Here is a 26,001-nt window from a genome sequence, read left to right on the forward strand (position 1 = left end):
CCCCGACTTCAAAACGTGAGCCGGGATCAGGAAATTCCGAAAATTCCAGGACGAGGCACGCAAGAGTCGGCGCGGATGCCGCACCGCCGGTCTACGATACCCGCTTCGGCGCGCTACTCCAAAACCGTCGCGCAGCCATGCTGACCAGGGGAAGCCCAGCCTCATAACCACTGGACACCCGGCGCATACTGGACAGTGATGACTGGACCCGCCCCCCAGCCCCGCAAACCCGTCATTCTCACCGTTGACGACGACCCGGCCGTGTCGCGCGCTGTCGCTCGCGATCTTCGCCGCCATTACGGCGAGCGATACCGGATCGTCCGTGCAGAATCCGGGCCGGACGCGCTGGAGACGATCAATGAACTGAAGCTCCGCGGCGAGACCGTCGCGGTGTTCGTCGCCGACTACCGGATGCCGCAGATGAGCGGTATCCAGTTCCTCGAAGAGGCGATGGACGTCTACCCGATGGCGCGGCGCGTTCTGCTGACGGCGTACGCCGACACCCACGCCGCGATCGACGCCATCAACGTCGTCGACCTCGACCACTACCTGCTCAAGCCGTGGGATCCGCCGGAGGAAAAGCTGTACCCGGTGATCGACGCGCTGCTGGAGGCCTGGCACGCCACCGGCGACCGGGCGATCCCGCACACCAAGGTGGTCGGGCACCGGTGGAGTGAGCGGTCCTGGGAGGTCCGCCAGTTCCTGGCCCGCAACCAGCACACGTTCCGCGCGTTCAACGCCGACGAACCCAAGGGCAGGCAGCTGCTCGACGCCGCCAGCCTGGACGGAATGCAGCTGCCGGTGGTCATCAGCGAGAAGGGCGAGATCCTGGTCGACCCGACCAACGCCGAACTCGCCACCATGCTGGGACTGTCCACCAACCCGTCGCTGGAGATGTACGACCTCGCCGTCATCGGCGGCGGGCCTGCGGGCCTGGCGGCCGCGGTGTACGGCGCGTCCGAGGGACTCAAGACCGTCCTGATCGAGGAGACGACGACCGGCGGCCAGGCCGGCCGCAGCTCCCGGATCGAGAACTACCTCGGATTCCCCACCGGGGTCTCCGGCGCCGAGCTGACGACGTCGGCCCGACGGCAGGCCGAGCGGTTCGGCGCGGAGGTCATCACCACCCGCAAGGCGGTCAAGCTGGCTGCCGGCGAGGCCGGGACCGCCAGGACCATCGTCTTCGAGGACGGCGGCAGCATCGCCGCGCGAGCGGTCATCCTCGCCACCGGCGTGTCCTACCGCCAGCTCCAGGTCACCGGCTGCTGGGACAACCCCGACGATCCCGCCTGTAACTACGTGGGACGCGGCGTCTACTACGGCGCCTCGGTGTCGGATGCCTCCGAATGCAAGGGCGAGGACGTCTACATCGTCGGCGGGGCCAACTCCGCCGGACAGGCCGCGATGTTCATGTCCCGCGAGGCGAACTCGGTCACCATGCTGGTGCGCGGGCCCTCGCTGGAAGCGTCGATGTCGCACTACCTGATCCAGCAGATCGAGAAGAACCCCAACATCTCCGTGCGCACCTGCACCGAGGTGATCGACACCCTCGGCGAAGACGACCACCTGACCGGTCTGGTGCTGGAGAACCGGCAGACCGGTCAGCGCGAAACCGTCGAGTCCACCCGGATGTGCTGCTTCATCGGCGCCGAGCCGCGGACCAACTGGCTCAAAGAGGTCGTCGCCGTCGACGACCACGGTTTCGTCCTGGCCGGACCCGATCTGGCCAACGTCGCCGGATGGGGCCTGGACCGGCCGCCGCATCACCTGGAAACAAGTGTGCCCGGTGTGTTTGTTGCAGGAGACGTGCGCGCCGAGTCCGCCAAACGGGTGGCAGCCGCCGTCGGCGAAGGGTCGATGGCGGTCATGTTGGTGCATAGGTATCTCGCGGAGGCGTAGTGACATGGGCCAAAACTGCATGCCCGACGAACTGAGGACCCTGTTCCTGTTCGAGAAGCTGTCCGACACACAGCTGCAGACGCTGTGCGACAACGGGCACATCGCAGTGTTCGAGCCCGGTCCCGTGGTCGTCGAGGGTGAGCCGGCCACCTGTTTCTACGTGCTGCTCGACGGCGAGTTGGTGATGTCCAAGCGCTCCGGCGGTGTGGACGTCGAGACCAATCGCACCTCGCAGCGCGGCGTGTACTGCGGAGCCTGGTCGGCCTACATCCCCAACGAGGAGCAGGTGTACCAGGCGTCGGTGCGGGTCACCGAGCCGTCGCGGTTCTTCGTGCTCGACGCCGAGGTGTTCTCCAGCTTCATGAAGTCCGAGTTCCCGATGGCCGTGCATCTGCTCGAGGGCCATATGGTCGGCGGCCGGCGGCAGAGCCAGATCATCGGCCAGCGCCAGAAGCTGCTGGCGCTCGGCACGATCACCGCGGGACTGACCCACCAGCTGAACAACCCGGCAGCGGCCACCGCACGTGCGGTGGCCGATCTGCGCGAGGGCGTCGGCAAGATGCGCTACAAGCTCTCGATGCTGGCCGACGGCAAGTTCACCCCCGAAGCGCTGCGGATGCTGGTCCGGATCCAGGACGAGGTGGCCGAGCAGGTCGCCAAGTCCAAGGCGCAGGAACTGTCCGCGCTGGAGACGTCCGACCGTGAGGATCAGGTCGGCGACTGGCTCGAGGACCACGGCATCGCCAGTGCCTGGGACTACGCGCCGACGTTCGTCGAAGCCGGGCTGGACACCGACTGGCTGGAACGTATCGAGGCGTCCATCGACTCGGTCGACTGCTCGGCCACCCTGCAGAGCGCGATCGGCTGGCTGAAGTACACGATCGACACCGAGCTTCGGATGAACGAGATCGCCGACGCCAGCGAGCGCATCTCCGGCCTGCTCGCCGGGGCGAAGAAGTACTCCCAGATGGACCGGGCCGAATACCAGGTCACCAATGTCCACGAGCTGTTGCACAGCACGGTGAAGACTCTCTTCGGCGACAAGGTAGGCCCCGACAAGCCCATCAAGCTGGTCAAGGACTGGGACAAGTCGATTCCCGAAATCGCTTGCTACCCAGGAAGTTTGAACGAAGTCTGGGATGTGATCATCAACAACGCCATCCAGGCGATGAAGGGCCGCGGCACGCTGACGATCACGACTGCCCGCCAGGGCGATGACATGATCCGCGTCGAGATCGGCGACGACGGCCCGGGGATCCCCGACGAGATCATCGATCGGATCTTCACCGCGTTCTTCACCACCAAGCCGTTCGGCGAGGGCGACGGGCTGGGTCTGGACCTCGCGCGCCGCATCGTTGTCGAGATGCACCAGGGCGATATCCGGGTGCAATCGCAACCCGGCAATACCCGCTTCACCATCCTGCTGCCGCTGGTCGCGATCCCCCCGGTCGCGGCCACGCCAGGTGAACTTTCCGCCGCCGCGGAATAGCCGACCGCGGGCCGCGGGTTGTAGCGGCCATGAGCGCCAAGCCCGATCTCGGCAGGTTCGCATCGTTCGGTATGGGGGTCACCCCCGACGAGGCCACGGCAATCGAAGCGCTCGGCTACGGCGCCGTATGGGTCGCCGGATCGCCGCCCGCGGAACTCGACTGGGTCGAACCGACCCTGGCCGCGACCAGCACGCTGAAAGTCGCCACCGGTATCGTCAACATCTGGACCGCCCGGCCCGACGCGGTCGCGTCGTCCTTCCATCGCATCGAAAGTGCTTATCCCGGACGGTTTCTGCTGGGCGTCGGCGTCGGCCACCCCGAAGCTGATGCACAATTCGCCAAGCCCCTGACCGCACTGAACGACTATTTGGACGTGCTGGACGAGCACAACGTCCCCCGGGAACGACGGGTGCTGGCCGCGCTCGGCCCGCAGGTTCTGAAGCTGTCCGCGCGCCGCAGTGCCGGGGCGCACCCGGTGCTGATCACCCCCGAGCACACCGCGCGGGCACGCGAATTGATGGGCCCGGACGCCTTTCTCGCGCCCGCGATCCCCGTCGTCCCCACCACCGACGCCGAGCAGGCGCGCGCCGTCGGCCGCAAGATGCTCGAGCTTTACCTCGGGCTGAGCAATTACCTCAACAACTGGAAGCGCTTGGGCTTCACTGATTCCGACATCACCCGCCCCGGCAGCGACCGACTGGTGGACTCTGTGCTCGTGTACGGCACGCCCGAGGCCATCGCGTCCCGGCTGTCCGAACACCTCGACGCCGGTGCCGACCACGTGCCGATTCAGCTGTTGACGTCGCCGGACAAGGTCATCGGAACCTTGGCCGAACTCGCCGGCCCGCTCGGGCTGCGCTGACCGGAAGACTGAGTTGATGGAAGAAGGAAGGTCGATGACGGACGCCAAACCAGACCTGGGCCGCTTCGGCTCGTTCGGCCGCGGGGTCACCCCGGCCCAAGCCAAGGAGATCGAGGCGCTCGGCTACGGCGCGGTCTGGGTTGGCGGCTCCCCGCCGGCCGAATTGGACTGGGTGGAGCCGATTTTGGCGAACACCACCACGTTGAAGGTGGCCACCGGAATCGTCAACATCTGGACCGCGGCGCCGGGCCCGGTGGCCGAGTCGTTCCATCGGATCGAGAGCGCTTACCCCGGCCGGTTCCTGCTCGGTATCGGTGTCGGGCATCCCGAAGCCACGAGCGAGTACCAAAAGCCGATCGACGCGCTGCGCGGCTACCTCGACAAACTCGACGAGTACGGCGTCCCCAAGAGCCGGCGCGTGGTCGCCGCGCTCGGGCCGCAGGTACTCAAGCTGTCGGCGGCGCGCGGTGCCGGTGCGCACCCGTACCTCACCACCCCCGAGCACACCGCCGAAGCGCGTGCACTGCTGGGCCCCGAGGCGTTTCTGGCGCCCGAGCACAAGGCGGTCCTCACCACCGACGCGGATCAGGCGCGGGAGGTCGGCCGCAAAGCCCTGGACATCTACCTCAATCTGCAGAACTACCTCAACAGCTGGAAACGCTTGGGATTCACCGACGACGACGTGGCCAAGCCCGGCAGTGACCGGCTGGTCGACGCGGTCGTGGCGTATGGCACACCCGAACAGATCGCGGCCCGGCTCACCGCGCACCTCGACGCCGGGGCCGACCACGTGCCTGTCCAGGTGCTGACGTCTTCTGACAAGCTGGTGGATGCGCTGGCCGCATTGGCCGGCCCACTGGGTCTCAAACAGTTTGGGACTCAAACAACCGTAACGAGAGGTAACTCGTGACCAACCCGTCGCTGCTCAAACCGGACCTCGGCCGCTACGGAGTGTGGACCGGCGGCCCCGTGTCACCGGAGCAGGCCCAAGAGATCGAGCGCCTGGGCTACGGCGCGGTGTGGGTCGGCGCCTCACCCGCGGCGGAGCTGGCATTCGTCGAGCCGATCCTCGAGCGCACCGAGAACCTGACCGTCGCCACCGGGATCGTCAATATCTGGAACGCGCCGGCCGAGGACGTCGCGGCATCCTATGAGCGCATCGAAACTGCTTACCCCGGGCGGTTTTTGCTCGGTGTGGGCGTGGGCCATCCCGAACGCACGCAGGAATACCAGAAGCCGTACGACGCGCTGGTGAGCTACCTCGACAAGCTCGACGACAAGTGCGTGCCGACCAGCCGCCGGGTGATCGCCGCACTCGGCCGCAAGGTGCTGCAGCTGGCCGCGCATCGCAGCGCCGGTGCGCATCCGTACCTGACCACCCCCGAGCACACCGCGCAGGCCCGCGATCTGGTGGGAGCGTCGGTGTTCCTGGCCCCTGAGCACAAGGTGGTGCTGACCACCGATACCGACGAAGCCCGCGCGCTCGGCCGCGACAGCGTCGGCTTCTACTTGGGGCTGAGCAACTACGTCAACAACTGGAAGCGGTTGGGATTCACCGACGCCGACGTCGAGCAGCCGGGCAGCGACAAGCTGATCGACGCGGTGGTGGCCTACGGCACACCCGAGGCGATCGCGGCGCGGCTGAACGAACACCTCGACGCCGGCGCCGACCACGTGACCATCCAAGTGCTGGGCGGTGCGGACAGGTTGTTGCCGACCTTGACCGAATTGGCCGGGCCGCTGGGGTTGACCGCGGACCGGTGATCACGCAGCCATGACGACGGCCGGGCGCGGAAAGCGCAGTGTGGCACAGGCGTCGTCGACAGATTCATCGATCTCCTCGGCAAGATCGCGACGAACGATCGAATTCCCCGCGGCCGCCACGACCAGTCGGGTCAGCACGACGTTGTGACGGCGGCGGATGTCAGCCATCTGGGCGATCATGGCGTCGATCGCAGCCGGACAACTACCGAAATCGTCAGCAGCCGTGCCGATCTCGCAGAGCAGTCCGATGAGGGTGGCCGAGCGGCAGCCGATCACCGCGTCCACCGCCGTCACGCGTGCACTCGGCGACGCGGCATCGGTCATGCGCAACAACACATTCTGCGTCCGGCCGGTCCGCAACGACACGATCTGGTCAGGGCAGCTCAGTACCACCCGGCCCACTCCGGCAGCGCTTGCCCGCCGGATATCGCCGGTGGCCAGATGATCGGCATGGACGGTCATCAACACCGGATGGATGCCGACCGAGATGGCCGAATGCAGCTCGGCGAGAGTACGCACATCGACGCCCAATCGATGTTCACGCAGCCAGCGCGCCACCCTGATGTCGCCCAGCGAGGCGGCCGGGAACGACACCTCAGCGGGTAGGCACGAGTCCCGGTAGCCGATCATCCGGCGTATCTCGGGGTGCTCGGGCTGCAGAAGTTGACGTCTGAGGACCATAGACCGAAATCGTGTCGAGCGTGTCACCGTAAAACCTTCTTCCTGACGCTATCTCGACGGTGCCCGCCCAAACCTTGACGCGGCTCTGACCTGGCTGTGGGCTCGCTGAAACACCGCAGGTGGCAGGAGTCCGTCAAGACGACCGGTCCAGGCGTAAAGAAACCGTCAACGTCGGCGGTAGAGCGCCTTTTCCGGACTTAGCTTCACCACATGAGTGTCCTCATATTCGTCGTGCTGACTGTCGCGATCTTCGCCCTGCTCGGCCTGGTGCAGAAGCTGGTCGAGCGGCTGTGAGCTACGAGAACGTCGTCGGCCTGATCTTGTCCGTGCTGCTGGCCCTGTTCGTCGCCGCGGCCCTGTTGTTCCCCGAGAGGTTCTAAGTGACCACACCACCTTTGACTTCCGGGCTCGCGGGGTTCGTGTTTCTCGTCTTGCTGATCGTCGCGCTGGTGGCCGTACACGTGCCGCTCGGCGACTACATGTTCCGGGTGTACACATCGGAGACGGACAGTCGTGTGGAGCGGGGCATCTACCGGGTGATCGGTGCCGACCCGAAGGCCGAGCAGACCTGGGGCGCGTATGCCCGCAGTGTGCTGGCGTTCTCGGCGGTCAGCATCCTGTTCCTGTTCGTCTTCCAGCTGGTGCAGGGCAGGCTGCCGCTGCACCTCAACGACCCCGCCACGGCCATGACCCCGGCGCTGGCGTGGAACACCGCGGTCAGCTTCGTCACCAACACCAACTGGCAGGCCTATTCCGGTGAGTCCACTCAGGGCCACCTGGTGCAGATGGCCGGGCTGGCGGTGCAGAACTTCGTGTCGGCCGCCGTCGGCATGGCCGTCGCGATCGCCCTGGTGCGCGGGTTCGCCCGCCGCAACACCGGTGAACTCGGCAACTTCTGGGTCGACCTGGTGCGTGGCACCCTGCGCATCCTGCTGCCGATCTCGGTGCTGGCGGCCATCATCCTGCTGGCCGGTGGCACCATCCAGAACTTCCACCTGCACGACCAGATCGTCGACACGCTGGCCGGTGGCCACCAGACGATCACCGGCGGCCCGGTGGCCAGCCAGGAGGCCATCAAGGAGCTGGGCACCAACGGAGGCGGCTTCTACAACGCCAACTCGGCGCATCCGTTCGAGAACCCCACCACGTGGACGAACTGGGTCGAGATCTTCCTGCTGCTGGTGATCAGCTTCTCGCTGCCGCGCACGTTCGGCCGGATGGTCGAGAGCAAGAAGCAAGGCTATGCGATCGCCGCGGTGATGAGCGTGCTCGCACTGATCAGCGTGACCCTGATGCTGAAGTTCCAGCTGCAGGCCCACGGCACGGTGCCCACTGCGGTCGGATCGGCGATGGAAGGTGTGGAACAGCGCTTCGGCGTTGCGGATTCGGCGATCTTCGCCGACGCCACCACCCTGACGTCGACCGGCGCGGTGGACTCGTTCCACGACTCCTACACCAGCCTCGGCGGCATGATGACGATGTTCAACATGCAGCTCGGCGAGGTCGCACCCGGCGGCACCGGATCGGGTCTCTACGGCATGCTGATCCTGGCCGTCATCACGGTATTCGTCGCCGGTCTGATGGTCGGACGCACCCCCGAATACCTGGGCAAGAAGATCACCCCGCGCGAAATCAAGCTGGCGGCAAGCTATTTCCTGGTTACCCCGCTGCTCGTGCTGACCGGCACCGCAGTCGCGATGGCCATGCCCGGCCAGCGGGCCGGCATGCTCAACTCCGGACCGCACGGACTGTCGGAAGTGTTGTACGCCTTCACTTCCGCGGCCAACAACAACGGCTCGGCGTTCGCGGGCATCACCGTCAACACCGAGTGGTACAACACCGCACTGGGATTGGCGATGGTGTTCGGCCGGTTCCTGCCGATCGTGTTGGTACTGGCACTGGCGGGATCGCTGGCCAAACAGGGCCGCACACCGGAGTCGATCGGCACGCTGCCCACCCACCGTCCTCAATTCGTCGGAATGGTCGCCGGGGTGACGCTCATCTTGGTGGCACTGACGTTCCTGCCCATGCTCGCGCTCGGGCCCCTCGCTGAAGGAATCCACTGACCATGGCTGTGATCGAGGCAGACATCGTGCAAACACCCAGTCCCACAAAGAAACAGGTACAGGGCGGTCTACTCGACCCCAAGATGCTCCTGACGTCGCTACCCGACGCGCTGCGCAAGCTGGACCCGCGCACGCTGTGGCGCAACCCGGTGATGTTCATCGTCGAGATCGGCGCCGTCTGGAGCACAATCCTGGCTTTCACGAACCCGAGCTGGTTCGGCTGGCTGATCGTGTTCTGGCTCTGGCTGACTGTGGTGTTCGCCAACCTGGCCGAGGCCGTCGCAGAAGGCCGCGGTAAGGCGCAGGCCGAATCGCTGCGAAAGACCAAGGCCGACACCATGGCTCGGCGACTGACGCCGTCCGGTGCCGAAGAAGAAGTGGCCGCTCCCCTACTGCGCCAGGGCGACATCGTCGTGGTCGAGGCCGGCCAGGTCATACCGGGTGACGGCGACGTGCTGGAAGGCATTGCCTCGGTGGACGAGTCGGCCATCACCGGCGAATCCGCACCGGTGATCCGCGAGTCCGGCGGTGATCGCTCCGCGGTGACGGGCGGCACCACCGTGCTGAGTGACCGCATCGTCGTGAAGATCACCCAGAAGCCTGGTGAGAGCTTCATCGACCGGATGATCGCGCTCGTCGAGGGCGCGAACCGGCAGAAGACACCCAACGAGATCGCGCTGAACATCCTGCTCGCCGCGCTGACGATCATCTTCATCTTCGCCGTCGCGACGCTGCAGCCATTGGCGATCTTCTCGAAGGCCAACAACCCTGGTGTGCCGGACTCGCTTTCGCTGACCGCCAACGGGGTGTCCGGGATCGTGATGGTCTCGCTGCTGGTGTGCCTGATCCCGACGACCATCGGGGCCCTGCTGTCGGCCATCGGCATCGCCGGCATGGACCGGCTGGTGCAACGCAACGTGCTGGCCATGTCCGGCCGCGCCGTCGAAGCCGCAGGCGACGTCAACACGCTGCTGCTGGACAAGACCGGCACGATCACGCTTGGCAACCGGCAGGCGTCGGATTTCGTTCCGCTGGAGGGGGTTTCCCCCGAACAGCTGGCCGACTCCGCGCAGCTGTCCAGCCTTGCCGACGAAACCCCCGAAGGTCGCTCGATCGTGGTGTTCGCCAAGTCGAACTTCGGACTGCGAGCCCGCACCCCGGGTGAGCTGGTCAACGCGCACTGGGTGGAATTCTCCGCCGCCACCAGGATGTCCGGTGTCGACCTGGACAACGGGCACCTGCTGCGCAAGGGCGCGGCCAGCACCGTCGCGCAGTGGGTGCGCGACCAGGGCGGCACGGTGCCCACACAGCTCGGCACCCTGGTCGACGGGATCTCCGCCGGCGGTGGCACCCCACTGGTGGTCGGGCAGGTGGCCGATGGCAAAGCGGAAGTGCTGGGCGTCATCCATCTCAAGGACGTCGTCAAGCAGGGCATGCGGGAACGCTTCGACGAGATGCGCAAGATGGGCATTCGCACGGTGATGATCACCGGCGACAACCCGTTGACCGCCAAGGCGATTGCCGACGAAGCCGGTGTTGACGACTTCCTCGCCGAAGCCACCCCCGAGGACAAACTCGCGCTGATCAAAAAGGAGCAGGCCGGCGGCAAGCTCGTCGCGATGACCGGCGACGGCACCAACGACGCACCGGCACTGGCGCAGGCCGATGTGGGCGTGGCGATGAACACCGGCACCTCGGCGGCCAAAGAGGCCGGCAACATGGTCGATCTGGACTCCGACCCGACGAAGCTCATCGAGATCGTCGAAATCGGCAAGCAGCTGTTGATCACCCGCGGTGCGCTGACCACGTTTTCGATCGCCAACGACATCGCCAAGTACTTCGCCATCATTCCGGCGATGTTCGTGGCCCTGTTCCCCGGCCTGGACCTGCTGAACATCATGCGGCTTCACAGCCCGCAATCGGCGATCCTGTCGGCGGTCATCTTCAACGCGCTGGTCATCATCGCGCTGATTCCGTTGTCGCTCAAGGGTGTTCGATACACCCCGAGCAGCGCGTCCAAGCTGCTGAGCCGCAACCTCTATATCTACGGCCTCGGCGGGATCATCGCCCCGTTCATCGGGATCAAGCTGATCGACCTCGCCATCCAATTCCTCCCAGGGATGTGACATGAATTTCTCGTCTCTCGTTCGTCAACACTGGGCGGCGCTGCGTGCGCTGCTGGTGCTCACCGTCATCGTCGGGATCGGCTATCCGCTGTTTATCTGGCTGGTCGGCCAGATCCCGGGGCTGAACGACAAGGCCAACGGCTCGATCATCGAGTCGGGCGGTAAACCGGTGGGCTCCAGCCTGATCGGTCAGGCCTTCACCGATGACAAGGGCACCGCGCTGCCGCAGTACTTCCAGAGCAGGCCCTCGGCCGCGGGTGACGGCTACGACCCGCTGTCGACCAGCGCGTCGAACTTGGGCCCGGAGAGCATCGTCGACTCTCCTGACAAGCCGAGCCTGCTGACCCAGGTCTGCACCCGCAGCAAGGACATCGGCGAACTGAACGGCGTCGACGGCGCCCGTCCGTTCTGCACCGGCGGCGGCGTGGGTGCGGTGCTCTCGGTCATCGGCCCGCGCGACGCCAGTGGCACCGTGGTGCACCCGACCACCGTGGTCAGCATCAACGAGCCGTGCGACACCACCGCCCGTCCGTTCCTGGACAGCTACGAAGGCGTTCAGGTGCAGTGCGCCAAGCCGGGTGAGGATTATGCGGTCGGCCAGATCGTTCCGGTCAAGGGCGCTGTGCGCACTCCTGTGGTGCCCGCCGACGCGGTGACCGCCAGCGGCAGCGGCCTGGATCCGAACATCTCCCCCGCCTATGCCGATCTGCAGATCGCCCGGGTGGCCAAGGCCCGCGGTGTCGGCGCCGACCAGATCCAGGCCCTGGTGGCCCAGTACACCGACGGCCGCACGCTCGGGTTCTTCGGCGAACCACGGGTCAACGTGCTGAAACTCAACATTGCGCTGGACGAGAAGTTCGGGGCCAAGAGCTGAGAACCGGTGAATGATGATCGTGTGGATACCGTCCATCCGCCCCGGGTGACCAGCGGCGGTGAAGCGCAGCCCGCCTCCTCGAGCCCCCAGCCGAAGCGAGGCGAGTTGCGTATTTACCTCGGCGCCGCACCGGGCGTGGGTAAGACGTTCGCGATGCTCGGTGAGGCGCACCGCCGGCTGGAACGCGGAACGGATCTGGTGGCCGCCGTCGTGGAGACGCACGGCCGCAAGAAGACCGCCGAGTTGCTCGACGGTATCGAAACCATCGCGCCCCGCTACATCGACTACCGCGGCGGCAGCTTTCCCGAACTCGACGTGCCCGCCGTTCTGGCTCGCAAACCGCAGGTGGTCCTGGTCGACGAACTGGCGCACACCAACACCCCGGGCAGTAAGAACCCCAAACGCTGGCAAGACGTCGAAGAACTGCTCGACGCGGGCATCTCGGTGATCTCCACGGTCAACGTCCAGCACCTGGAGAGCCTCAACGACGTCGTCGCGCAGATCACCGGTATCGAACAGCAGGAGACGGTGCCCGACGAGATCGTCCGCGCCGCCTCCCAGATCGAGTTGGTGGACATCACTCCGGAAGCATTGCGGCGCAGGCTTTCTCACGGCAACGTCTACGCACCGGAGAAGGTGGACGCCGCGCTGTCCAACTACTTCCGCCGGGGCAATCTGACCGCGCTGCGCGAGCTCGCCCTGCTGTGGCTGGCCGACCAGGTCGACGCCGCCCTGGCCAAATACCGTGCCGACAACAAGATCACCGCGACGTGGGAGGCCCGCGAACGGGTCGTCGTCGCCGTCACCGGCGGGGCGGAGTCGGAGACGTTGGTGCGCAGGGCATCCCGGATCGCCTCGAAGTCCAGTGCCGAGCTGATGATCGTGCACGTGGTGCGCGGTGACGGACTGTCAGGCGTCTCGGCGCCGCAGATGGGTAAAGTCCGTGAGCTGGCCGCCAGTGTGGGGGCCACCGTGCACACCGTCGTCGGCGACGACGTCGGAAAAGCGTTGCTGGACTTCGCCCGTGAGATGAACGCGACACAGCTGGTGATCGGCACCTCGCGGCGATCCCGGTGGGCCCGGGTGTTCGACGAGGGTATCGGCGCGGCGATCGTCCAGCAGTCCGGCAAGATCGACGTGCACATGGTCACCCACGAGGAGGCCAAGCGCGGGTTCTCGCTGCGGTCCGCCTCGCCGAGGGAACGCCGGGTGATCTCCTGGCTGGCCGCCGTCATCGTGCCCTCGGTGATCTGCGCGGTAACCGCCCTGGCTTTGGACCGATACCTCACCATCGGCGGCGAGAGCGCGCTTTTCGTCGTCGGGGTGCTGGTCGTCGCGCTGCTCGGCGGTGTGGCGCCGGCGGTCCTGTCGGCGATGCTGTCCGGCCTGCTGCTCAATTACTTCCTGACCGAGCCGCGCTACACGTTCACCATCGCCGAGCCCGACGCCGCGATCACCGAGCTCGTGCTGCTGATGCTGGCGGTCGCGGTGGCCGTACTGGTCGACCGGGCGGCCAGCCGGCAGCGCGAGGCCAGACACGCCTCCCAGGAAGCCGAACTGCTGGCCCTGTTCGCCGGCTCGGTGCTGCGCGGCGCGGACCTGGCGACGCTGCTGGAACGGGTGCGGGAAACCTACTCCCAGCGCGCGGTGAGCGTGCTGCGGGTGCGCGGACACGACGAGCAGATCGTCGCGTGCGTAGGCAAGGATCCCTGTGTGACAGTCGATTCCGCGGACACCGCGATCGAGGTCGGCGACGACGAGTTCTGGATGCTGATGTCGGGGCGCAGTCTGCCCGCCCGCGATCGCCGAGTGCTCACCGCGGTCGCTAAACAGGCGGCCGGCCTGGTCCGTCAGCGGGAGCTGGCCGCCGAGGCCAGCAAGGCCGAGGCCATCGAGAAGGCCGACGAACTGCGTCGCTCACTGCTCTCGGCGGTCAGCCATGATCTGCGCACCCCGCTGGCCGCGGCCAAGGCGGCGGTGTCGAGCCTGCGCTCGGACGATATCGGGTTCTCCGAAGAGGACACCGCCGAGTTGTTGGCCACCGTCGAGGAGTCCGTCGACCAGCTGACCGCACTGGTGGACAACCTGCTGGACTCGTCGCGACTGGCTGCCGGTGTCGTACGCCCCGAACTGAAGCGGGTGTACCTCGAAGAGGTGGTGCAGCGCGCACTGCTGAGCATCAGCCGCGGGTCGACGGGGTTCGCCGCCTTGCGGCTGGACCGAATCAAGGTCGACGTCGGGGATGCCGTCGCGCTGGCCGACGCCGGCCTGCTGGAGCGGGTGCTGGCCAACCTGGTGGACAACGCGTTGCGCTACGCACCGGAATCGATCGTGCGGATCAACGCGGGCCGGGTGGGGACCCGGATATTGATCAACGTCGTCGACGAAGGCCCCGGGGTGCCCCGCGGCACCGAGGAGCAGCTGTTCGAGCCGTTCCAGCGCCTTGGCGATCGGAACAACAAATACGGTGTCGGACTGGGGCTTTCGGTGGCCCGCGGGTTCGTCGAGGCGATGGGCGGGACGATCTCGGCCACCGACACCCCCGGCGGCGGCCTCACCGTGATCGTCGACCTCGCCGCACCTCCGGGGGCCGGCCAGTGAGCAAGATCAAGGTGCTGGTGATCGACGACGAGCCGCAGATTCTGCGGGCGTTGCGGATCAATCTGAGTGTGCGCGGCTACGAGGTGATCACCGCCGCGACCGGTGCCGGCGCGTTGAAGGCCGCCGCCGAGCAGCGGCCCGACGTGATCGTGCTGGACCTCGGGCTGCCCGATATGGACGGGATCGAGGTGCTCGGCGGACTGCGCGGGTGGCTGAGCGCACCGGTGATCGTGTTGTCGGCCCGGACCGACTCGGCCGAGAAGGTCGACGCTCTGGACGCCGGCGCCGACGACTACGTGACCAAGCCGTTCGGAATGGACGAATTCCTGGCCAGGCTGCGCGCTGCCGTGCGCCGCGCGGCGTCGGCCTCGGAGACCGACGAGCCCGTGGTCGAAACCGATTCGTTCACAGTCGATCTGGCCGCCAAGAAGGTCGTCAAGAACGGCGCCGAGGTACACCTGACCCCCACCGAGTGGGGCATGCTCGAGATGCTGGTGCGCAACCGCGGCAAGCTGGTGGGCCGCGAGGAATTGCTCAAAGAGGTGTGGGGCCCGGCCTATGCCAAGGAGACCCACTATCTGCGGGTCTACCTGGCGCAGCTGCGCCGCAAACTGGAGGACGACCCGTCACATCCGCGCCACCTGCTGACCGAGGCGGGCATGGGTTATCGCTTCGAGGCCTGAGGTCTGGCCCGCGCAGGCCACAACTGGCTCGCGCGGTCCGCCCGCCGAGCCGTAACCGCTGCCGATACTGACGCTATGCACATCACCGTCGACTACCAGCTGTGTGAGGGCCACGGGCAGTGCCTGATGGCCGCACCCGAACTGTTCGACCTGCCGGACGGCGCCGAGCAGGTTGTGGTGCTCGATCCCGACCCGCCAGAGTCCGAGCGGGATCGTGCGGTACGAGCCGCTGCGATGTGTCCGGCGCTGGCGATCGAAATCAACTGAGCCCCTGGGTATCTGCGAGGTCGTCGAGTAAACGATAGCGACCGGCCATGGCAGCGGCGGCAATCCGGTTCGTCACGCCGAGCTTGTGCAGCAGACCGGCGACCATCCGTTTGGCCGTGCGTTCCGACACCACCATCCGCGCGGCGATATCGGTGGTCTCCATTCCGGTGGCCAGCAGCGTCCACAGCCGCAGGTCCTGGTCGGACAGGCTGTCCAGCAATGTCGACGGCGGCTTGCGGTTACTGGTCAGCAGCGCATCGAGCAGCGTTCGGTCCACAACGCACAGACCTTCGGCGACAGTCCAGAGCGGGCCGGCCAGCGCCTCCGGCCGGGCTGTCTTGGGCAGGAAGCCGTCGGCCCCCGCCCGCAGAGCCTCCTCCGCCAGGCTCGGATCGTCAGTTCCCGACAACGCCAGAATGCGGGTCGCCGGACGGCGCGCCTTGACATGTCGGATCGCGGCCACCCCACCCAACGGCGGCATGGTCAGGTCGATGATCGCCACATCGGCGTCGCAGCTCGCGACCAGGTCGGCGGCCTCCTCCACATATGTGGTCTGGCCACCCACGCTGAACATCTCTCCCCATTCGCGAGTGAGGAGAAGCGCCAACCCCTGGGCGAAGAGCTCATGGTCATCGACGATCACGACGACGATCTTCTTGCCGCCGACGATGCCGCTCATTGCCGCGATGCTAGTGCCAACCCTATGGTCAGCCGGGTGAGACCGCTCGATCACGTCACCGGCATGGCCAACCGGGACGACTTCACCCTGGCCCGGATCGTGGTCGCGGTGCGGACGGTGGTGGTGCTGTCCATCGGCGTCCTTCTCCTCATCGGTCCCGCCTGGGCTCGCCACCATGCGCCGATCACGTTTGCGGTGCTGACCGGTGCGCTTATCTATGCGGCCGTGATGCTGGCGAATCCACAGCTGGAAGTGCGCCGCACCCGCTACTCCTGGCTCGTCAGCGTGTTCGACGGGGCGTTCACCCTGGCGATCATCTGCCTGACGGGCGGTGTGTACAGCCCCGTCCTCTCGGTGCTCGTGCTGGTGCTCGTGGCATCGGCGGCCCGGCTGTCGTTCACCGAGACGCTGGTGGTGGCGGTGCTGCTCGGAGCGGCGCTGGTTCCCGTGGCGATGCTCTGGTCCCCGCCGGCGCCGGTCGGCATCTCCCCGGCGCTACAGGCCGGCTGGTCGGCGCTGTTCCTGGTGTTCGTCGCCATCATCACCGCGGGACTCTCGGCGCTCGCCGAACGCGAACATCGTTCTCGGATAAGCGCTTTGGTGGAGGCCGAGGCCGAGCATGCGGCTGCCGAGGAGGAACGCGACCTCCGGGCCCGGCTGCTGCGGTCCTACGAATCACAGCAGGACGGGCTGCAGGTGCTGGTCCACGAATTCCGCACCCCCATCGCCTCGTTGGAGGCCCTGACCGCAGCACTGACGTCGGGGCGACCGATGTCCCGCTCCGACCAAGAAGTCAGCCTGCAGTTGGCGGATCGCCATGTGCACCACCTGCGCGACATGCTGGACGCGCTGTCCGATGTGGCGTTGAGTCGCCGCCCGACCTTCTCGGACGGGCGCGTGCGCCGGGTCGACGTCGCCGATCTGATCGCGGCCACCGCCGATGCCGTCGGCCTGGCACCGCCACGGCTGCGCCTCATCGTCAACGGCGAGGTGGGTGCCGTGCTCATCAACGCTCAAGGGCTGCGCCGCGTGCTGACGAATCTGATGGAGAACGCGTCCCGGCACGGCAGGGGCGAGCCGGTCGACGTCGTCTGCGATCGCGACGGCGACGAGCTCGTCATCGGGGTACTCGACCGGGGCCCGGGCATTCCCGCCGAGAGCCTTGGTGAATTGACCGCCAAATACGTCAGTGCCGGTGGTCAGCGGGGCACCGCCGGTCTCGGTCTGTGGATCGTGCAACAGATCGTCGAGGCGATGGGCGGACGGGTCGACTTCACTGCGCGCGACGGCGGCGGCCTGGCGGCGACGTTCCGCGCACCCGTCGGGTGACCGCGATGTGCTGATGCTGGCCCGCGCAGGCCAGTGATTGGCACGCACGCCGGTGCCGCAGGCCGGGTTCACCCAACACGATGGGTTCGAACGCCGCAGTGACGCGCACCACAGGTCAGTGCTGTCCCGGCGTGGACTGGAAAGGACAGCCATGACGACAGCCCTGCCCGACACCACCCACGGTGACATCGACCTCAGTGCCCGGTCGTTCTGGACGATGCATCCCGACGAACGCGATCAGGCCTTCGCGGTCCTGCGCAAGGAGAACCCGGTGCCCTGGAGCCGGCCGGCCGAGTCCGACCTGCTGCCCCCGGAGCTCAACACCAAAGGCTTCTGGTCGCTGACCAAGCAGGAGGACATCCGGATGGCCAGCCGGCATCCGGAGATCTTCTCCTCCGCACAGGGCATCACGATGGAGGACTTCGCCCCCGAGGCGATCGAGGTCGCCCAGTCCTTCATCGCGATGGATGCGCCGCGCCACGCCCAATTGCGCGGCATCACGATGGACGCGTTCAAGCCGAAGAACATGCGCCGCCTCGAGGGCTGGATCCGCGGCCACGCACGGGATCTGGTCACCGAGATGGCCCACCTCGGCGAGGGCGACTTCGTCGAACTCGTGTCGGTGAAGTTGCCCGCGCGCATCTTCGGCAGCTTCTTCGGTCTGCCCGAAGGCGAGATCCTTTACAAGGCCACCAACGCCGCCCAGCGCCTGCTGGGCTGGACGGATCCGCGCGTTCGCGGTGACCAGAGCGAGCTGGAACTGTTCATGGGCGCGGTCATGGACCTGCACGCGGTGGCCGGGGAACTCATCCCCCAGCGTCGAGCCAACCCCGGCGAGGATCTGCTGACCTGGATGGTGCAGGCCGAGTTCGACGGCAAGAAGATGACCGATGACGAACTCAAGGCGTTCTTCGTCCTGCTGGCGGTCGCCTCTAACGACACCACCCGGCACGCCTCGGCCCACGCCATCTACGCCTTCTCTCGTTTTCCGGATCAGAAGGCACTGCTCATCGAGGACATCGAGGGACGGATCGATACCGCTGTCGAGGAGGTGCTGCGGTGGTCCTCGCCGCTGCTGCACATGCGGCGCACCGCAACCCAGGACGTCACCGTGCGCGGCTCGCAGATCAAGGCCGGCGACAAAGTCGTGTTGTGGTACATCTCCGGCAATCGCGACGAAGACGTCTTCACCGCCCCGTTCACATTCGACATCCTGCGTAACCCCAATCCGCACATCGCATTCGGTGGCGGAGGCCCGCACTTCTGTCTCGGCGGGGCGCTGGCACGAACGATGCTGCGTTCGTTGCTGACGGAGGTGTACACCCGCATCCCGGACATTTCCGCACCCAATCCCGAGTTTCAGATCGCCAACTTCATCAACGGCATCAACAGCCTGCCGGCGACCTGGACACCGGAAAAGCGCTGAGACACAAGGAGACGACAAGAACATGAAGACCAAGGCCGCAGTGCTGTGGGGATTGCATCAGAAGTGGGAAGTCGAGGAAGTCGATCTCGACGGGCCCAAGGAGAACGAGGTATTGGTCAAGTTGACCGCCAGCGGCCTGTGCCACTCCGATGACCACCTGGTCACCGGCGACATGCCCATGCAGCTTCCGGTCGTCGGTGGTCACGAGGGCGCCGGGGTGATCGTCGAGGTCGGACCTGGCGTCAAGGAAGTCACTGAAGGTGACCCGGTGGTACTGAGCTTCATTCCGGCGTGCGGTCGCTGTGAGCCGTGCGCACGCGGGATGAGCAACCTCTGCGTCCTGGGCGCGGCGATCATCGCCGGTCCGCAACTGGACGGCACGTTCCGTTTCCACGCCAGAGGTCAGGGACTGGGCCAGATGTGTGTGCTGGGAACGTTTTCGGAGTACACGGTGGTTCCGGTGTCCTCGGTGGTCAAGGTGGATCCGGCGATCGCGTTGGACACCGCCGCACTGGTCGGCTGCGGCGTCACCACCGGTTACGGTAGCGCCGTGCGCACCGGCGAAACTCGTGACGGCGACACCGTGGTGGTCATGGGTGTCGGCGGTATCGGCATGAACGCGATACAGGGTGCCCGGATCGCCGGTGCCCGGGTGATCGTCGCCCTCGACCCGATCGAGTACAAGCGCAGCCGGTCACTGGAGTTCGGCGCAACACACACGGCCGCCAGTCTGGAAGAAGCGCAAGCGCTCGTGACCGATCTGACTCGTGGGGCGATGGCCGATGTATGCGTGGTGACAACCGATTCCGCGGAGGGCGCCTACGTGGCACACGGCTTGAGTCTCGTCGGCAAGCGGGGCCGGGTGGTGATGACGGCGATTCCGCATCCGACCGACACAACCGTGGACATGTCGCTCTTCGATCTCACGCTGTACGAAAAGCAGGTTCGCGGATCGCTGTTCGGATCCTCCAACCCGCGGCGCGACATCCCGCGACTGCTCGATCTGCACCGGGATGGCCAGTTGAAGCTCGACGAGCTCGTCACCCGCGAATACACCCTCGAAGAGGTCAACCAGGGCTACGCCGACATGCACGCCGGGGTGAACATCCGAGGCTTGATCCGGTTCTGATCAGGCCCTCGCGATAAAGGCCGCGCAGATCCACCGACTCCCTGACACGCCGGATGCCGCGAACTATCGTGAGGCCATCAGGGCGAAGGAGATGATCTGTCATGAACGAGCCCAAACACACCGGTGGTTGTACGTGTCGCTGTAACGCCTGCGACGGCGGCCATCACTGTCACAACATCGGCAGCGGCTGCAAGGTCAAGCTTTAACCCCGAATTTCCATGCACGTCCCGGGTTGACCGCCGGAATTGACGGGTATGCCAACGGCCATGGAGACCACCCATATCGGCTGGCTCCAGCGACCCCGGGTAGGCCTGCTGGCAGTCCAGGTTGCCGCGTTGCTGGTCGCTGCGGCATTCGTCTTGATCGCGATCGCCGGATTCATCCCCGGCCTGACGGTCCGGGGTGAACTGTTCGGGGTATTCAGGATGTCGGTGCTGCACAACGTGGCGCACCTGGTTTTCGGTGTGGCCGGCCTGCTGCTCGCCCGCACGTTCGCATGTGCCCGCGCCTACCTCATCGGCGGCGGCCTGATCTACCTCGGGCTGTGGGTGTACGGACTGCTGGCCGATCCATCCGCGCTGCCAAATATCTTGCCGCTCAACAATGCCGACAACTGGTTGCATCTCTCGATCGGCGTGGTGATGACGGTGCTCGGCCTCACGCTGGCGGGCAGCCGGGTTCCGACCGGCGCCGACGGTGAGCCGTTGATCGATCCCGAGGAGTGACGCTCAGGCGATCGACAGCGCGATCCCGTCCAGGATGTCGTGCTCGCTGACCACCAATTCGGTGATACCGGCCCGCTGCCCCAGCGCATCCGCCAATTCTTCGACGACGATCGAACCGCCACCGATGACGTCGACGCGGCCCTCGTGCATCGGACCCAACGCCGCGCGCTGCTTGCGCGTCATCCCGATGAGCTGCTCACACACGGCGAGCAGATCGCCGAAACCGACGCGCGACAGGTGGATGGCGTCGGGGTCGTAGACGGTCATGTGCTGGGCCAGCGCCGCGAGCGTGGTGAAGGTTCCCGCCACGCCAACCCAGGTTGTGGCCTGGTCCACCGGGACCACTCGCAACGCCTCACCAAGGCGTTCCCGCACCACCTCTCGCGCGGCGGCCACCTCCGCGGCCGTCGGCGGATCCGAATGCAGGCAGCGCTCGGTGAGCCGCACGCAGCCGATATCCGCCGAGAAGCTGGCGTGCACACCGCCGCCGTCACCCAGCACCACTTCGGTGGAGCCGCCACCGAGATCGACCACCACGAATGGTGCTGCGGCACTGTCGAGTTCACCGACCGCACCGTTGAACGACAGCTCGGCCTCCTCCTGCCCGCTGATCACCTCGGCGATCGCGCCGGGAACCGCGGGATCCAGCACCTCGGCGGTCATCGCGAAGAACTCGTCGCGGTTGGACGCGTCGCGGGTCGCCGACGTCGCCACCATGCGCACCTTGGCGACGTCGAAACGTTTCATCAGCGCGGCGTAGTCGGCCAGTGCCGCCCGGGTGCGAGCCAGCGCGTCGGGCGCGAATTGCCCTGTGGCGTCAACACCTTGGCCGAGTCGCACGATGCGCATCTCCCGGTGGACATCGTGCAGGCGCCCGCCGGCCATGTCGGCGATCAGCAGCCGGATGGAGTTGGTGCCGCAGTCGACGGCCGCCACCCGGTTGGTCTCTACGTTGATGTCCACTCCCCCTTGTCCAGAATTCCCGCCATCCCGGGCTCGACGGCCAGCACCGCCAACGCCTCGTCGCCGAACGGGTTGACACCCGGCCCTTTCGCCAGCGAATGGGCGATCAACACGTGCAGGCACTTGATCCGGTCGGGCATGCCACCGCCCGAGAACGTCGTCCCCAGCGGCTCGATCGCATCCCGCTCGGCCAGATACGACTCGTGGGCCCGGCGGTAGGCCTCGGCCACCTCCGAATCCTGTTGCAGCCGTTCACTCATCTCCCGCATCAGCCCGTCGGATTCCAGCCTGCTCGCGGCGGCGGTCAGCGCCGGATGAGTGAGGTAGTACAGCGTCGGGAACGGGGTGCCGTCGGGCAGCCGCGGGGCGGTCTTGACCACGGCCGGTTCACCATTGGGGCAGCGATAGGCGATCTCCAGGACGCCGCGCGGCTCGCGCCCCAGCTGCCGCGCTACCGCGTCGAGATCGGCGGGATCAACCACCGGGCGCCGGTGGTGGAGCGCCGGGATCAGGCGGCGGCGCCTCCGGTTGGGCCGGGTCGACGGCGGGAGCCACCGGCGGAGGGCCGTGCGGGGTATCGGCGATGGTGTGCCACAACGAGGTGTACCACGGGTCGGTGTTGCGCACCGCCGTCGCCTGCGGGCCGGTGTCGGTGGTGACGGCGGCGCCCGCAGGCAGCTGCACCTGGTACGGAATGTCGCCTGGCATAACGAATCCCAGCCGCTCGCGGGCCTGCGCGGCGATGTACACCGGATCGCCGAGCTTGGTCTTCTGCGACTCCAGGTCGGCGATCTGCTTGCGCAGCGCCTCTTCGGAGGCGTGCAGTTGCTTCATCTCGGTGCGCTGGGCGAAATATGTGCGAACCGGTCCGGCGATGGTCAGCGTGAGCACGCAGACCAGTGCCGCCAAGATCGCCGCGCGGCGTGCGGTGAAACCCAGCCGCTGTTCGCTCTGCTGCTCCACCGCCTCCGCGACCGCACGCCTGATCGGCTCGATGACGCTCACCGGCTCCGCGACCGTGCGCGCCTCAGCGGGTTTCGGCTTGGCCACGGGTGACGTGCGCGAGCGGACTCGACCCGAACCCCCCGGCCGGGAGGCCGGGGAGCGTCGCTTCGAGTCGGGCCGCTTGCTTTCCGCCACAATGACGTCCTACGCGGCGCCTACTCGCCGACCGCGAACCGCGGGAAGGCCAGATCGCCTGCGTAGCGCGCGGCGTCGCCGAGCGCCTCCTCGATACGAAGCAGCTGGTTGTACTTGGCCACCCGCTCGCTACGGGCCGGAGCGCCGGTCTTGATCTGACCGCTGCCGACAGCCACCGCCAGATCGGCGATCGTGGTGTCCTCGGTCTCGCCGCTGCGGTGGCTCATCATCGTGCGGTAGCCGCTGTTGTGGGCCAGCGCGACGGCGTCGAGCGTCTCGGTCAGCGTGCCGATCTGGTTCACCTTCACCAGAAGTGCGTTGCCCGCACCTCGCTCGATACCTTCCTCGAGCCGCTCGGGGTTGGTGACGAACAGGTCGTCGCCGACCAGCTGCACCCGGTCGCCGATCGCGGTGGTGAGCTCGATCCAGCCGTCCCAGTCGTCCTCGGACAGCGGGTCCTCGATCGAGACCAACGGGTAGGAGTCGAGCAATCCGGCGTAGAACTCCGCCATCTGCGCGGCCGTGCGAGTCTCCTTCTCGAAGGCGTAACCCGTTCCGGCGGTGAAGAATTCGGTGGCCGCGACATCGAGGGCCAGCGCCACCTCGGTGCCGACCTTGAGACCGGCTCCCTCGATCGCGGTGCCGATCAGATCCAGCGCGGCCTTGGTGCCGGGCAGGTCGGGGGCGAAGCCGCCCTCGTCGCCCAGCCCCGTGGACAAACCCTGCTTCTTGAGCACCGACTTCAGCGAGTGGTAGACCTCGGCACCCCAGCGCAGCGCCTCCTTGAAGCTCGGCGCGCCGATCGGGGCGATCATGAACTCCTGGACATCGACGCCGGTGTCGGCGTGCGCGCCGCCGTTGATGATGTTCATCATCGGCACCGGCAGGATGTGCGCGTTGGGCCCGCCGAGGTAACGGAACAACGGGAGCCCGGCACTGTCGGCGGCAGCCTTGGCCACCGCCAGCGAGACGCCGAGGATCGCGTTGGCGCCCAGCCGCGACTTGTCGGGGGTGCCGTCCAGGTCGAGCAGCGCCTGGTCGACCAGCCGCTGATCGTCGGCGGACAGTCCGATGACGGCCGGAGCGATCTCGTCGAGTACCGCCTCGACGGCCTTCTCCACGCCCTTACCGCCGTAGCGGGCGGCGCCATCGCGCAGCTCGACGGCTTCGTGCTCGCCGGTCGACGCGCCGGACGGGACAGCGGCACGGGCGAAGGTGCCGTCGATCAGGGCCACCTCGACCTCGACGGTCGGGTTGCCGCGGGAGTCGAGAATCTCGCGGGCCGCGACCTGCTCGATGATGGGCACTTGGCTGTCTCCTTAGCGTCGAGGTGTGCGACGAATAGCCTAGATGGTCAACGGTGCGGAAGCCGCTTGGAGCTTGGGTTAGAGCGCATGGCCCTGGGCGTACGCCGTCGCCCAGTCCCGGACGGTGCGGGCGTACTGGTCGGAGTGGTTGTAGGCGTGCAACGCGTTCATCCAGCCTCGCGGTGACGCCAGGTCCTTGCCGCGGAAGCACAGATACCCCGCCGCCGACAGCGCGGCGTCGTCGATGTTGTCCGGGCTGATCACTCCGTCGTTGTTGGCGTCGACGCCGTAGAGCCGCCAGGTCTCCGGGATGAACTGCATGGGCCCCATCGCCCGGGCATACGCGGGTTCGTCGTTGGCCACGGTCGGATCCTCGTCGATGATCTCGAGGTTGCCGTTGGTCCCGTCGAGGTGCACGCCGCGGATCGGGGGGCTGACGTCCCCGTTGGGCGCGACGATCGCGTCCCGGTAGGTGCCGTGGTGGCTTTCGACCATGCCGATCCCGGCAAGCGTCGTCCAGGCCAGATGGCAGTTGGGGTTCTCCACCTCGGCCACCCGCGCGGCGTAGGCGTACGCCTCCAACGCTGTGATCGGGATACCCAACGCGGGTGCGCGCTGCGCCGCCCAGTCGTGCAATTGGTCGGCGGGCCGGCCCTTGGCGTGGGTGTCGACCGCGGGCACCGGATCGCCCGGCGGCGGTGGCACACCGTCGGGAATCGGCGTCCCGAGCTGCCACGAACAGCTCGCGGCCAGCAGCATGGCAGCCGCCGCAATGACGGCGACAGCCCGCAGCCAACGCGTTGACAACACAGCACTCCTCGAACGCAATGAACCTCGTTCATCGTCCCATGCGTTCGGTGTCCTTAGTCCCCACCACCGATGCCAAGGAGCGATAACTTCGTTACCTCCGCTCTGTTAAGGTGAGCCGAACCTAGGTTTGGTAAGCCTTGCTTACCTGGGATTTTCCGAAGTTAGGTAGGACTCGCCAATGACCGTCGTGGCGGACATCTCGACCGGCATCCAGACAACATTCAGCGCGGCTGCCCCGAATGTCACCGCCCAGCTGTTCGGCAGCGGTCTCATCGGCGTCCGCGAAGGTCTCGAGGCTGGGATCATCGTGATGATCCTGATCGCGTTCCTGGTCAAATCCGACCGTCGCGACGCGCTCAAGTGGGTGTGGCTCGGTGTCGGTGCGGCGGTCCTGATGACGGTCGCCGTGTTCCTCACCATTCAGTACGGCGCCTACACGGTGACGGGCCTGGCCGCCGAGGCCATCGCCGGAGTGGCCTCGCTGGTGGCCGTCGTGATCGTCACCTCGATGGTGCTGTGGATGCGTAAGGCGTCGGCCAGCATGTCCGGTGAGCTGCGGGCCGGGATGTCGAAAGCTCTCGAGACGGGCGCGTTCGCCGTCTTCGCGCTGGCGTTCCTGGCCGTGGGCCGGGAGGGCGTCGAGACCGCGTTGTTCATGGTCGGCTTCGCCGAAGCCGAGACCTCCTGGCCGCTGCTCGGGTTGCTGATCGGCGTGCTGGTGGCGGCTGCGATCGCCTGCGGCATGTACGCCGGCGCGGTGCGGATCAACCTGTCCAAGTTCTTCAAGTACACCGGCGTCTTCCTGATCCTGGTCGCCGCGGGTGTCCTGTCGTACGGCATCGGCGCGCTGCAGACCGTGGGCTGGCTGCCCGGCCTGGGCTCCAAAGCCTTCGACATCAGCTCGGAACACTGGTCAGCCTGGTACGGCGAGATCATCCAGGGCATCTTCAACATCACCCCCACCCCGACGGTGCTTCAGCTGATCTGCTGGCTGGCCTACATCGTCATCGTGCTGGCGCTGTTCCTGCGCCCCACCACGTTCGCGCCCAAGCCGGCGCCCGACGTTTCCACCGACAGTGCTGCCGAAGACTCGGCGCACACCACCCTCTCCGAAAGGTCCAATCAGTGACGCTCACCCACGGCATCAAGACCGGTACTGCCGCCGCCGCGGCGATCCTGG

At 66.8% G+C, this 26,001-nt stretch carries 24 protein-coding genes; 17 read left to right on the top strand and 7 right to left on the bottom strand.

What is annotated here, in order from left to right; all coding sequences use genetic code 11:
- Window positions 1–198: 198 nt before the first annotated feature.
- From EV580_RS09640 to EV580_RS09660, 5 genes are read left to right on the top strand one after another with little or no spacing between them, the layout of a single operon-like run.
- Window positions 199–1,899, top strand: coding sequence for an NAD(P)/FAD-dependent oxidoreductase (locus tag EV580_RS09640; RefSeq protein WP_133690791.1), 1,701 nt, complete (start codon window positions 199–201; stop codon window positions 1,897–1,899).
- Window positions 1,900–1,903: 4 nt separating this feature from the next.
- On the top strand, window positions 1,904–3,388 hold the full coding sequence (locus tag EV580_RS09645) for an ATP-binding protein (protein ID WP_133690792.1): 1,485 nt from the start codon (window positions 1,904–1,906) through the stop codon (window positions 3,386–3,388).
- 29 nt (window positions 3,389–3,417) lie between these two features.
- Window positions 3,418–4,251: an LLM class F420-dependent oxidoreductase gene (locus tag EV580_RS09650; protein WP_133690793.1), complete on the top strand. Its 834-nt coding sequence runs from the start codon at window positions 3,418–3,420 to the stop codon at window positions 4,249–4,251.
- A 34-nt stretch (window positions 4,252–4,285) separates the two neighbouring features.
- Window positions 4,286–5,161 (top strand): LLM class F420-dependent oxidoreductase, encoded by an 876-nt coding sequence (locus tag EV580_RS09655; RefSeq protein ID WP_133690794.1) that lies wholly within the window; start codon window positions 4,286–4,288, stop codon window positions 5,159–5,161.
- The gene (locus EV580_RS09660; RefSeq protein ID WP_133690795.1) at window positions 5,158–6,015 is read left to right on the top strand and encodes an LLM class F420-dependent oxidoreductase; all 858 of its coding nucleotides are present in this window, start codon (window positions 5,158–5,160) and stop codon (window positions 6,013–6,015) included. Before EV580_RS09655 ends, EV580_RS09660 begins: the two co-directional genes overlap by 4 nt.
- Here EV580_RS09660 and EV580_RS09665 read toward each other — a convergent pair whose 3' ends face one another.
- Window positions 6,016–6,696: a type III PLP-dependent enzyme domain-containing protein gene (locus EV580_RS09665; RefSeq protein ID WP_133690796.1), complete on the bottom strand. Its 681-nt coding sequence runs from the start codon at window positions 6,694–6,696 to the stop codon at window positions 6,016–6,018.
- Window positions 6,697–6,986: 290 nt separating this feature from the next.
- Between EV580_RS09665 and EV580_RS34200 the strand changes: the two genes are divergently transcribed.
- The 7 genes from EV580_RS34200 (at window position 6,987) to EV580_RS09705 (ending at window position 15,313) form a co-directional block, all read left to right on the top strand.
- Window positions 6,987–7,076, top strand: a complete 90-nt coding sequence (locus tag EV580_RS34200) for a potassium-transporting ATPase subunit F (RefSeq protein WP_102808100.1) — start codon at window positions 6,987–6,989, stop codon at window positions 7,074–7,076.
- A gap of 15 nt (window positions 7,077–7,091) precedes the next feature.
- On the top strand, window positions 7,092–8,762 hold the full coding sequence (kdpA, locus tag EV580_RS09680) for a potassium-transporting ATPase subunit KdpA (protein ID WP_133691124.1): 1,671 nt from the start codon (window positions 7,092–7,094) through the stop codon (window positions 8,760–8,762).
- A 2-nt stretch (window positions 8,763–8,764) separates the two neighbouring features.
- The gene (gene kdpB, locus EV580_RS09685; protein WP_133690797.1) at window positions 8,765–10,888 is read left to right on the top strand and encodes a potassium-transporting ATPase subunit KdpB; all 2,124 of its coding nucleotides are present in this window, start codon (window positions 8,765–8,767) and stop codon (window positions 10,886–10,888) included.
- Between the two features lies 1 nt (window position 10,889).
- Window positions 10,890–11,762 (top strand): potassium-transporting ATPase subunit C, encoded by an 873-nt coding sequence (locus EV580_RS09690; protein ID WP_133690798.1) that lies wholly within the window; start codon window positions 10,890–10,892, stop codon window positions 11,760–11,762.
- A gap of 45 nt (window positions 11,763–11,807) precedes the next feature.
- Window positions 11,808–14,363 carry a DUF4118 domain-containing protein gene (locus tag EV580_RS09695; RefSeq protein WP_133691125.1) on the top strand — a complete coding sequence of 852 codons (2,556 nt, stop codon included), beginning with the start codon at window positions 11,808–11,810 and terminating at the stop codon, window positions 14,361–14,363.
- A 5-nt stretch (window positions 14,364–14,368) separates the two neighbouring features.
- Window positions 14,369–15,046: a response regulator gene (locus EV580_RS09700; RefSeq protein WP_183504786.1), complete on the top strand. Its 678-nt coding sequence runs from the start codon at window positions 14,369–14,371 to the stop codon at window positions 15,044–15,046.
- Window positions 15,047–15,121: 75 nt separating this feature from the next.
- On the top strand, window positions 15,122–15,313 hold the full coding sequence (locus EV580_RS09705; protein WP_133690800.1) for a ferredoxin: 192 nt from the start codon (window positions 15,122–15,124) through the stop codon (window positions 15,311–15,313).
- On the opposite strand, the gene EV580_RS09710 is transcribed toward EV580_RS09705, so the two are convergent.
- Window positions 15,306–15,992 carry a response regulator transcription factor gene (locus EV580_RS09710; protein ID WP_183503028.1) on the bottom strand — a complete coding sequence of 229 codons (687 nt, stop codon included), beginning with the start codon at window positions 15,990–15,992 and terminating at the stop codon, window positions 15,306–15,308. The two genes, EV580_RS09705 and EV580_RS09710, sit on opposite strands and share 8 nt — an antisense overlap.
- Window positions 15,993–16,028: 36 nt before the next feature.
- Between EV580_RS09710 and EV580_RS09715 the strand changes: the two genes are divergently transcribed.
- The 4 genes from EV580_RS09715 to EV580_RS09735 all read left to right on the top strand — a co-directional run bounded on the left by EV580_RS09715 (window position 16,029) and on the right by EV580_RS09735 (window position 20,601).
- Window positions 16,029–17,321 carry a sensor histidine kinase gene (locus EV580_RS09715; RefSeq protein WP_286171509.1) on the top strand — a complete coding sequence of 431 codons (1,293 nt, stop codon included), beginning with the start codon at window positions 16,029–16,031 and terminating at the stop codon, window positions 17,319–17,321.
- A gap of 151 nt (window positions 17,322–17,472) precedes the next feature.
- On the top strand, window positions 17,473–18,747 hold the full coding sequence (locus EV580_RS09720; RefSeq protein ID WP_133690801.1) for a cytochrome P450: 1,275 nt from the start codon (window positions 17,473–17,475) through the stop codon (window positions 18,745–18,747).
- A gap of 22 nt (window positions 18,748–18,769) precedes the next feature.
- Window positions 18,770–19,876, top strand: coding sequence for an NDMA-dependent alcohol dehydrogenase (locus EV580_RS09725; protein ID WP_133690802.1), 1,107 nt, complete (start codon window positions 18,770–18,772; stop codon window positions 19,874–19,876).
- A gap of 266 nt (window positions 19,877–20,142) precedes the next feature.
- The gene (locus tag EV580_RS09735) at window positions 20,143–20,601 is read left to right on the top strand and encodes a DUF4383 domain-containing protein (protein WP_255496769.1); all 459 of its coding nucleotides are present in this window, start codon (window positions 20,143–20,145) and stop codon (window positions 20,599–20,601) included.
- A 3-nt stretch (window positions 20,602–20,604) separates the two neighbouring features.
- On the opposite strand, the gene EV580_RS09740 is transcribed toward EV580_RS09735, so the two are convergent.
- From EV580_RS09740 to EV580_RS09760, 5 genes are all read right to left on the bottom strand, one after another.
- Window positions 20,605–21,486, bottom strand: a complete 882-nt coding sequence (locus EV580_RS09740; protein WP_255496898.1) for a Ppx/GppA phosphatase family protein — start codon at window positions 21,484–21,486, stop codon at window positions 20,605–20,607.
- A gap of 62 nt (window positions 21,487–21,548) precedes the next feature.
- Window positions 21,549–22,046, bottom strand: coding sequence for a DUF501 domain-containing protein (locus tag EV580_RS09745; RefSeq protein ID WP_133690804.1), 498 nt, complete (start codon window positions 22,044–22,046; stop codon window positions 21,549–21,551).
- Complete coding sequence (locus tag EV580_RS09750; protein WP_133690805.1) at window positions 22,039–22,704, bottom strand: septum formation initiator family protein; 666 nt, start codon at window positions 22,702–22,704, stop codon at window positions 22,039–22,041. Before EV580_RS09750 ends, EV580_RS09745 begins: the two co-directional genes overlap by 8 nt.
- Window positions 22,705–22,724: 20 nt before the next feature.
- Complete coding sequence (gene eno / locus EV580_RS09755; RefSeq protein ID WP_133690806.1) at window positions 22,725–24,011, bottom strand: phosphopyruvate hydratase; 1,287 nt, start codon at window positions 24,009–24,011, stop codon at window positions 22,725–22,727.
- Window positions 24,012–24,089: 78 nt separating this feature from the next.
- A complete protein-coding gene (locus EV580_RS09760; RefSeq protein ID WP_133690807.1) occupies window positions 24,090–24,821 on the bottom strand; it encodes a lytic transglycosylase domain-containing protein in 732 nt (243 codons plus the stop codon).
- A 178-nt stretch (window positions 24,822–24,999) separates the two neighbouring features.
- On the opposite strand from EV580_RS09760, the gene efeU reads away from it, so the two are divergent.
- A complete protein-coding gene (gene efeU / locus EV580_RS09765; protein ID WP_133690808.1) occupies window positions 25,000–25,950 on the top strand; it encodes an iron uptake transporter permease EfeU in 951 nt (316 codons plus the stop codon).
- The last annotated feature ends 51 nt before the right edge of the window (window positions 25,951–26,001 follow it).

The organism is Mycobacterium sp. BK086 (genome assembly GCA_004362315.1).
GTDB lineage: Bacteria > Actinomycetota > Actinomycetes > Mycobacteriales > Mycobacteriaceae > Mycobacterium.

Coding starts and splice junctions, on each gene's coding strand:
- EV580_RS09655 (WP_133690794.1), top strand. CDS start 4,286: ATGACGGACGCCAAACCAGACCTGGGCCGCTTCGGCTCGTTCGGCCGC.
- EV580_RS09740 (WP_255496898.1), bottom strand. CDS start 21,486: ATGGCCGGCGGGCGCCTGCACGATGTCCACCGGGAGATGCGCATCGTG.
- EV580_RS09665 (WP_133690796.1), bottom strand. CDS start 6,696: ATGGTCCTCAGACGTCAACTTCTGCAGCCCGAGCACCCCGAGATACGC.
- EV580_RS09690 (WP_133690798.1), top strand. CDS start 10,890: ATGAATTTCTCGTCTCTCGTTCGTCAACACTGGGCGGCGCTGCGTGCG.
- EV580_RS09720 (WP_133690801.1), top strand. CDS start 17,473: ATGACGACAGCCCTGCCCGACACCACCCACGGTGACATCGACCTCAGT.
- EV580_RS09705 (WP_133690800.1), top strand. CDS start 15,122: ATGCACATCACCGTCGACTACCAGCTGTGTGAGGGCCACGGGCAGTGC.
- EV580_RS09640 (WP_133690791.1), top strand. CDS start 199: ATGACTGGACCCGCCCCCCAGCCCCGCAAACCCGTCATTCTCACCGTT.
- EV580_RS09710 (WP_183503028.1), bottom strand. CDS start 15,992: ATGAGCGGCATCGTCGGCGGCAAGAAGATCGTCGTCGTGATCGTCGAT.
- EV580_RS09650 (WP_133690793.1), top strand. CDS start 3,418: ATGAGCGCCAAGCCCGATCTCGGCAGGTTCGCATCGTTCGGTATGGGG.
- efeU (WP_133690808.1), top strand. CDS start 25,000: ATGACCGTCGTGGCGGACATCTCGACCGGCATCCAGACAACATTCAGC.
- kdpB (WP_133690797.1), top strand. CDS start 8,765: ATGGCTGTGATCGAGGCAGACATCGTGCAAACACCCAGTCCCACAAAG.
- EV580_RS09725 (WP_133690802.1), top strand. CDS start 18,770: ATGAAGACCAAGGCCGCAGTGCTGTGGGGATTGCATCAGAAGTGGGAA.
- EV580_RS09735 (WP_255496769.1), top strand. CDS start 20,143: ATGGAGACCACCCATATCGGCTGGCTCCAGCGACCCCGGGTAGGCCTG.
- EV580_RS09645 (WP_133690792.1), top strand. CDS start 1,904: ATGGGCCAAAACTGCATGCCCGACGAACTGAGGACCCTGTTCCTGTTC.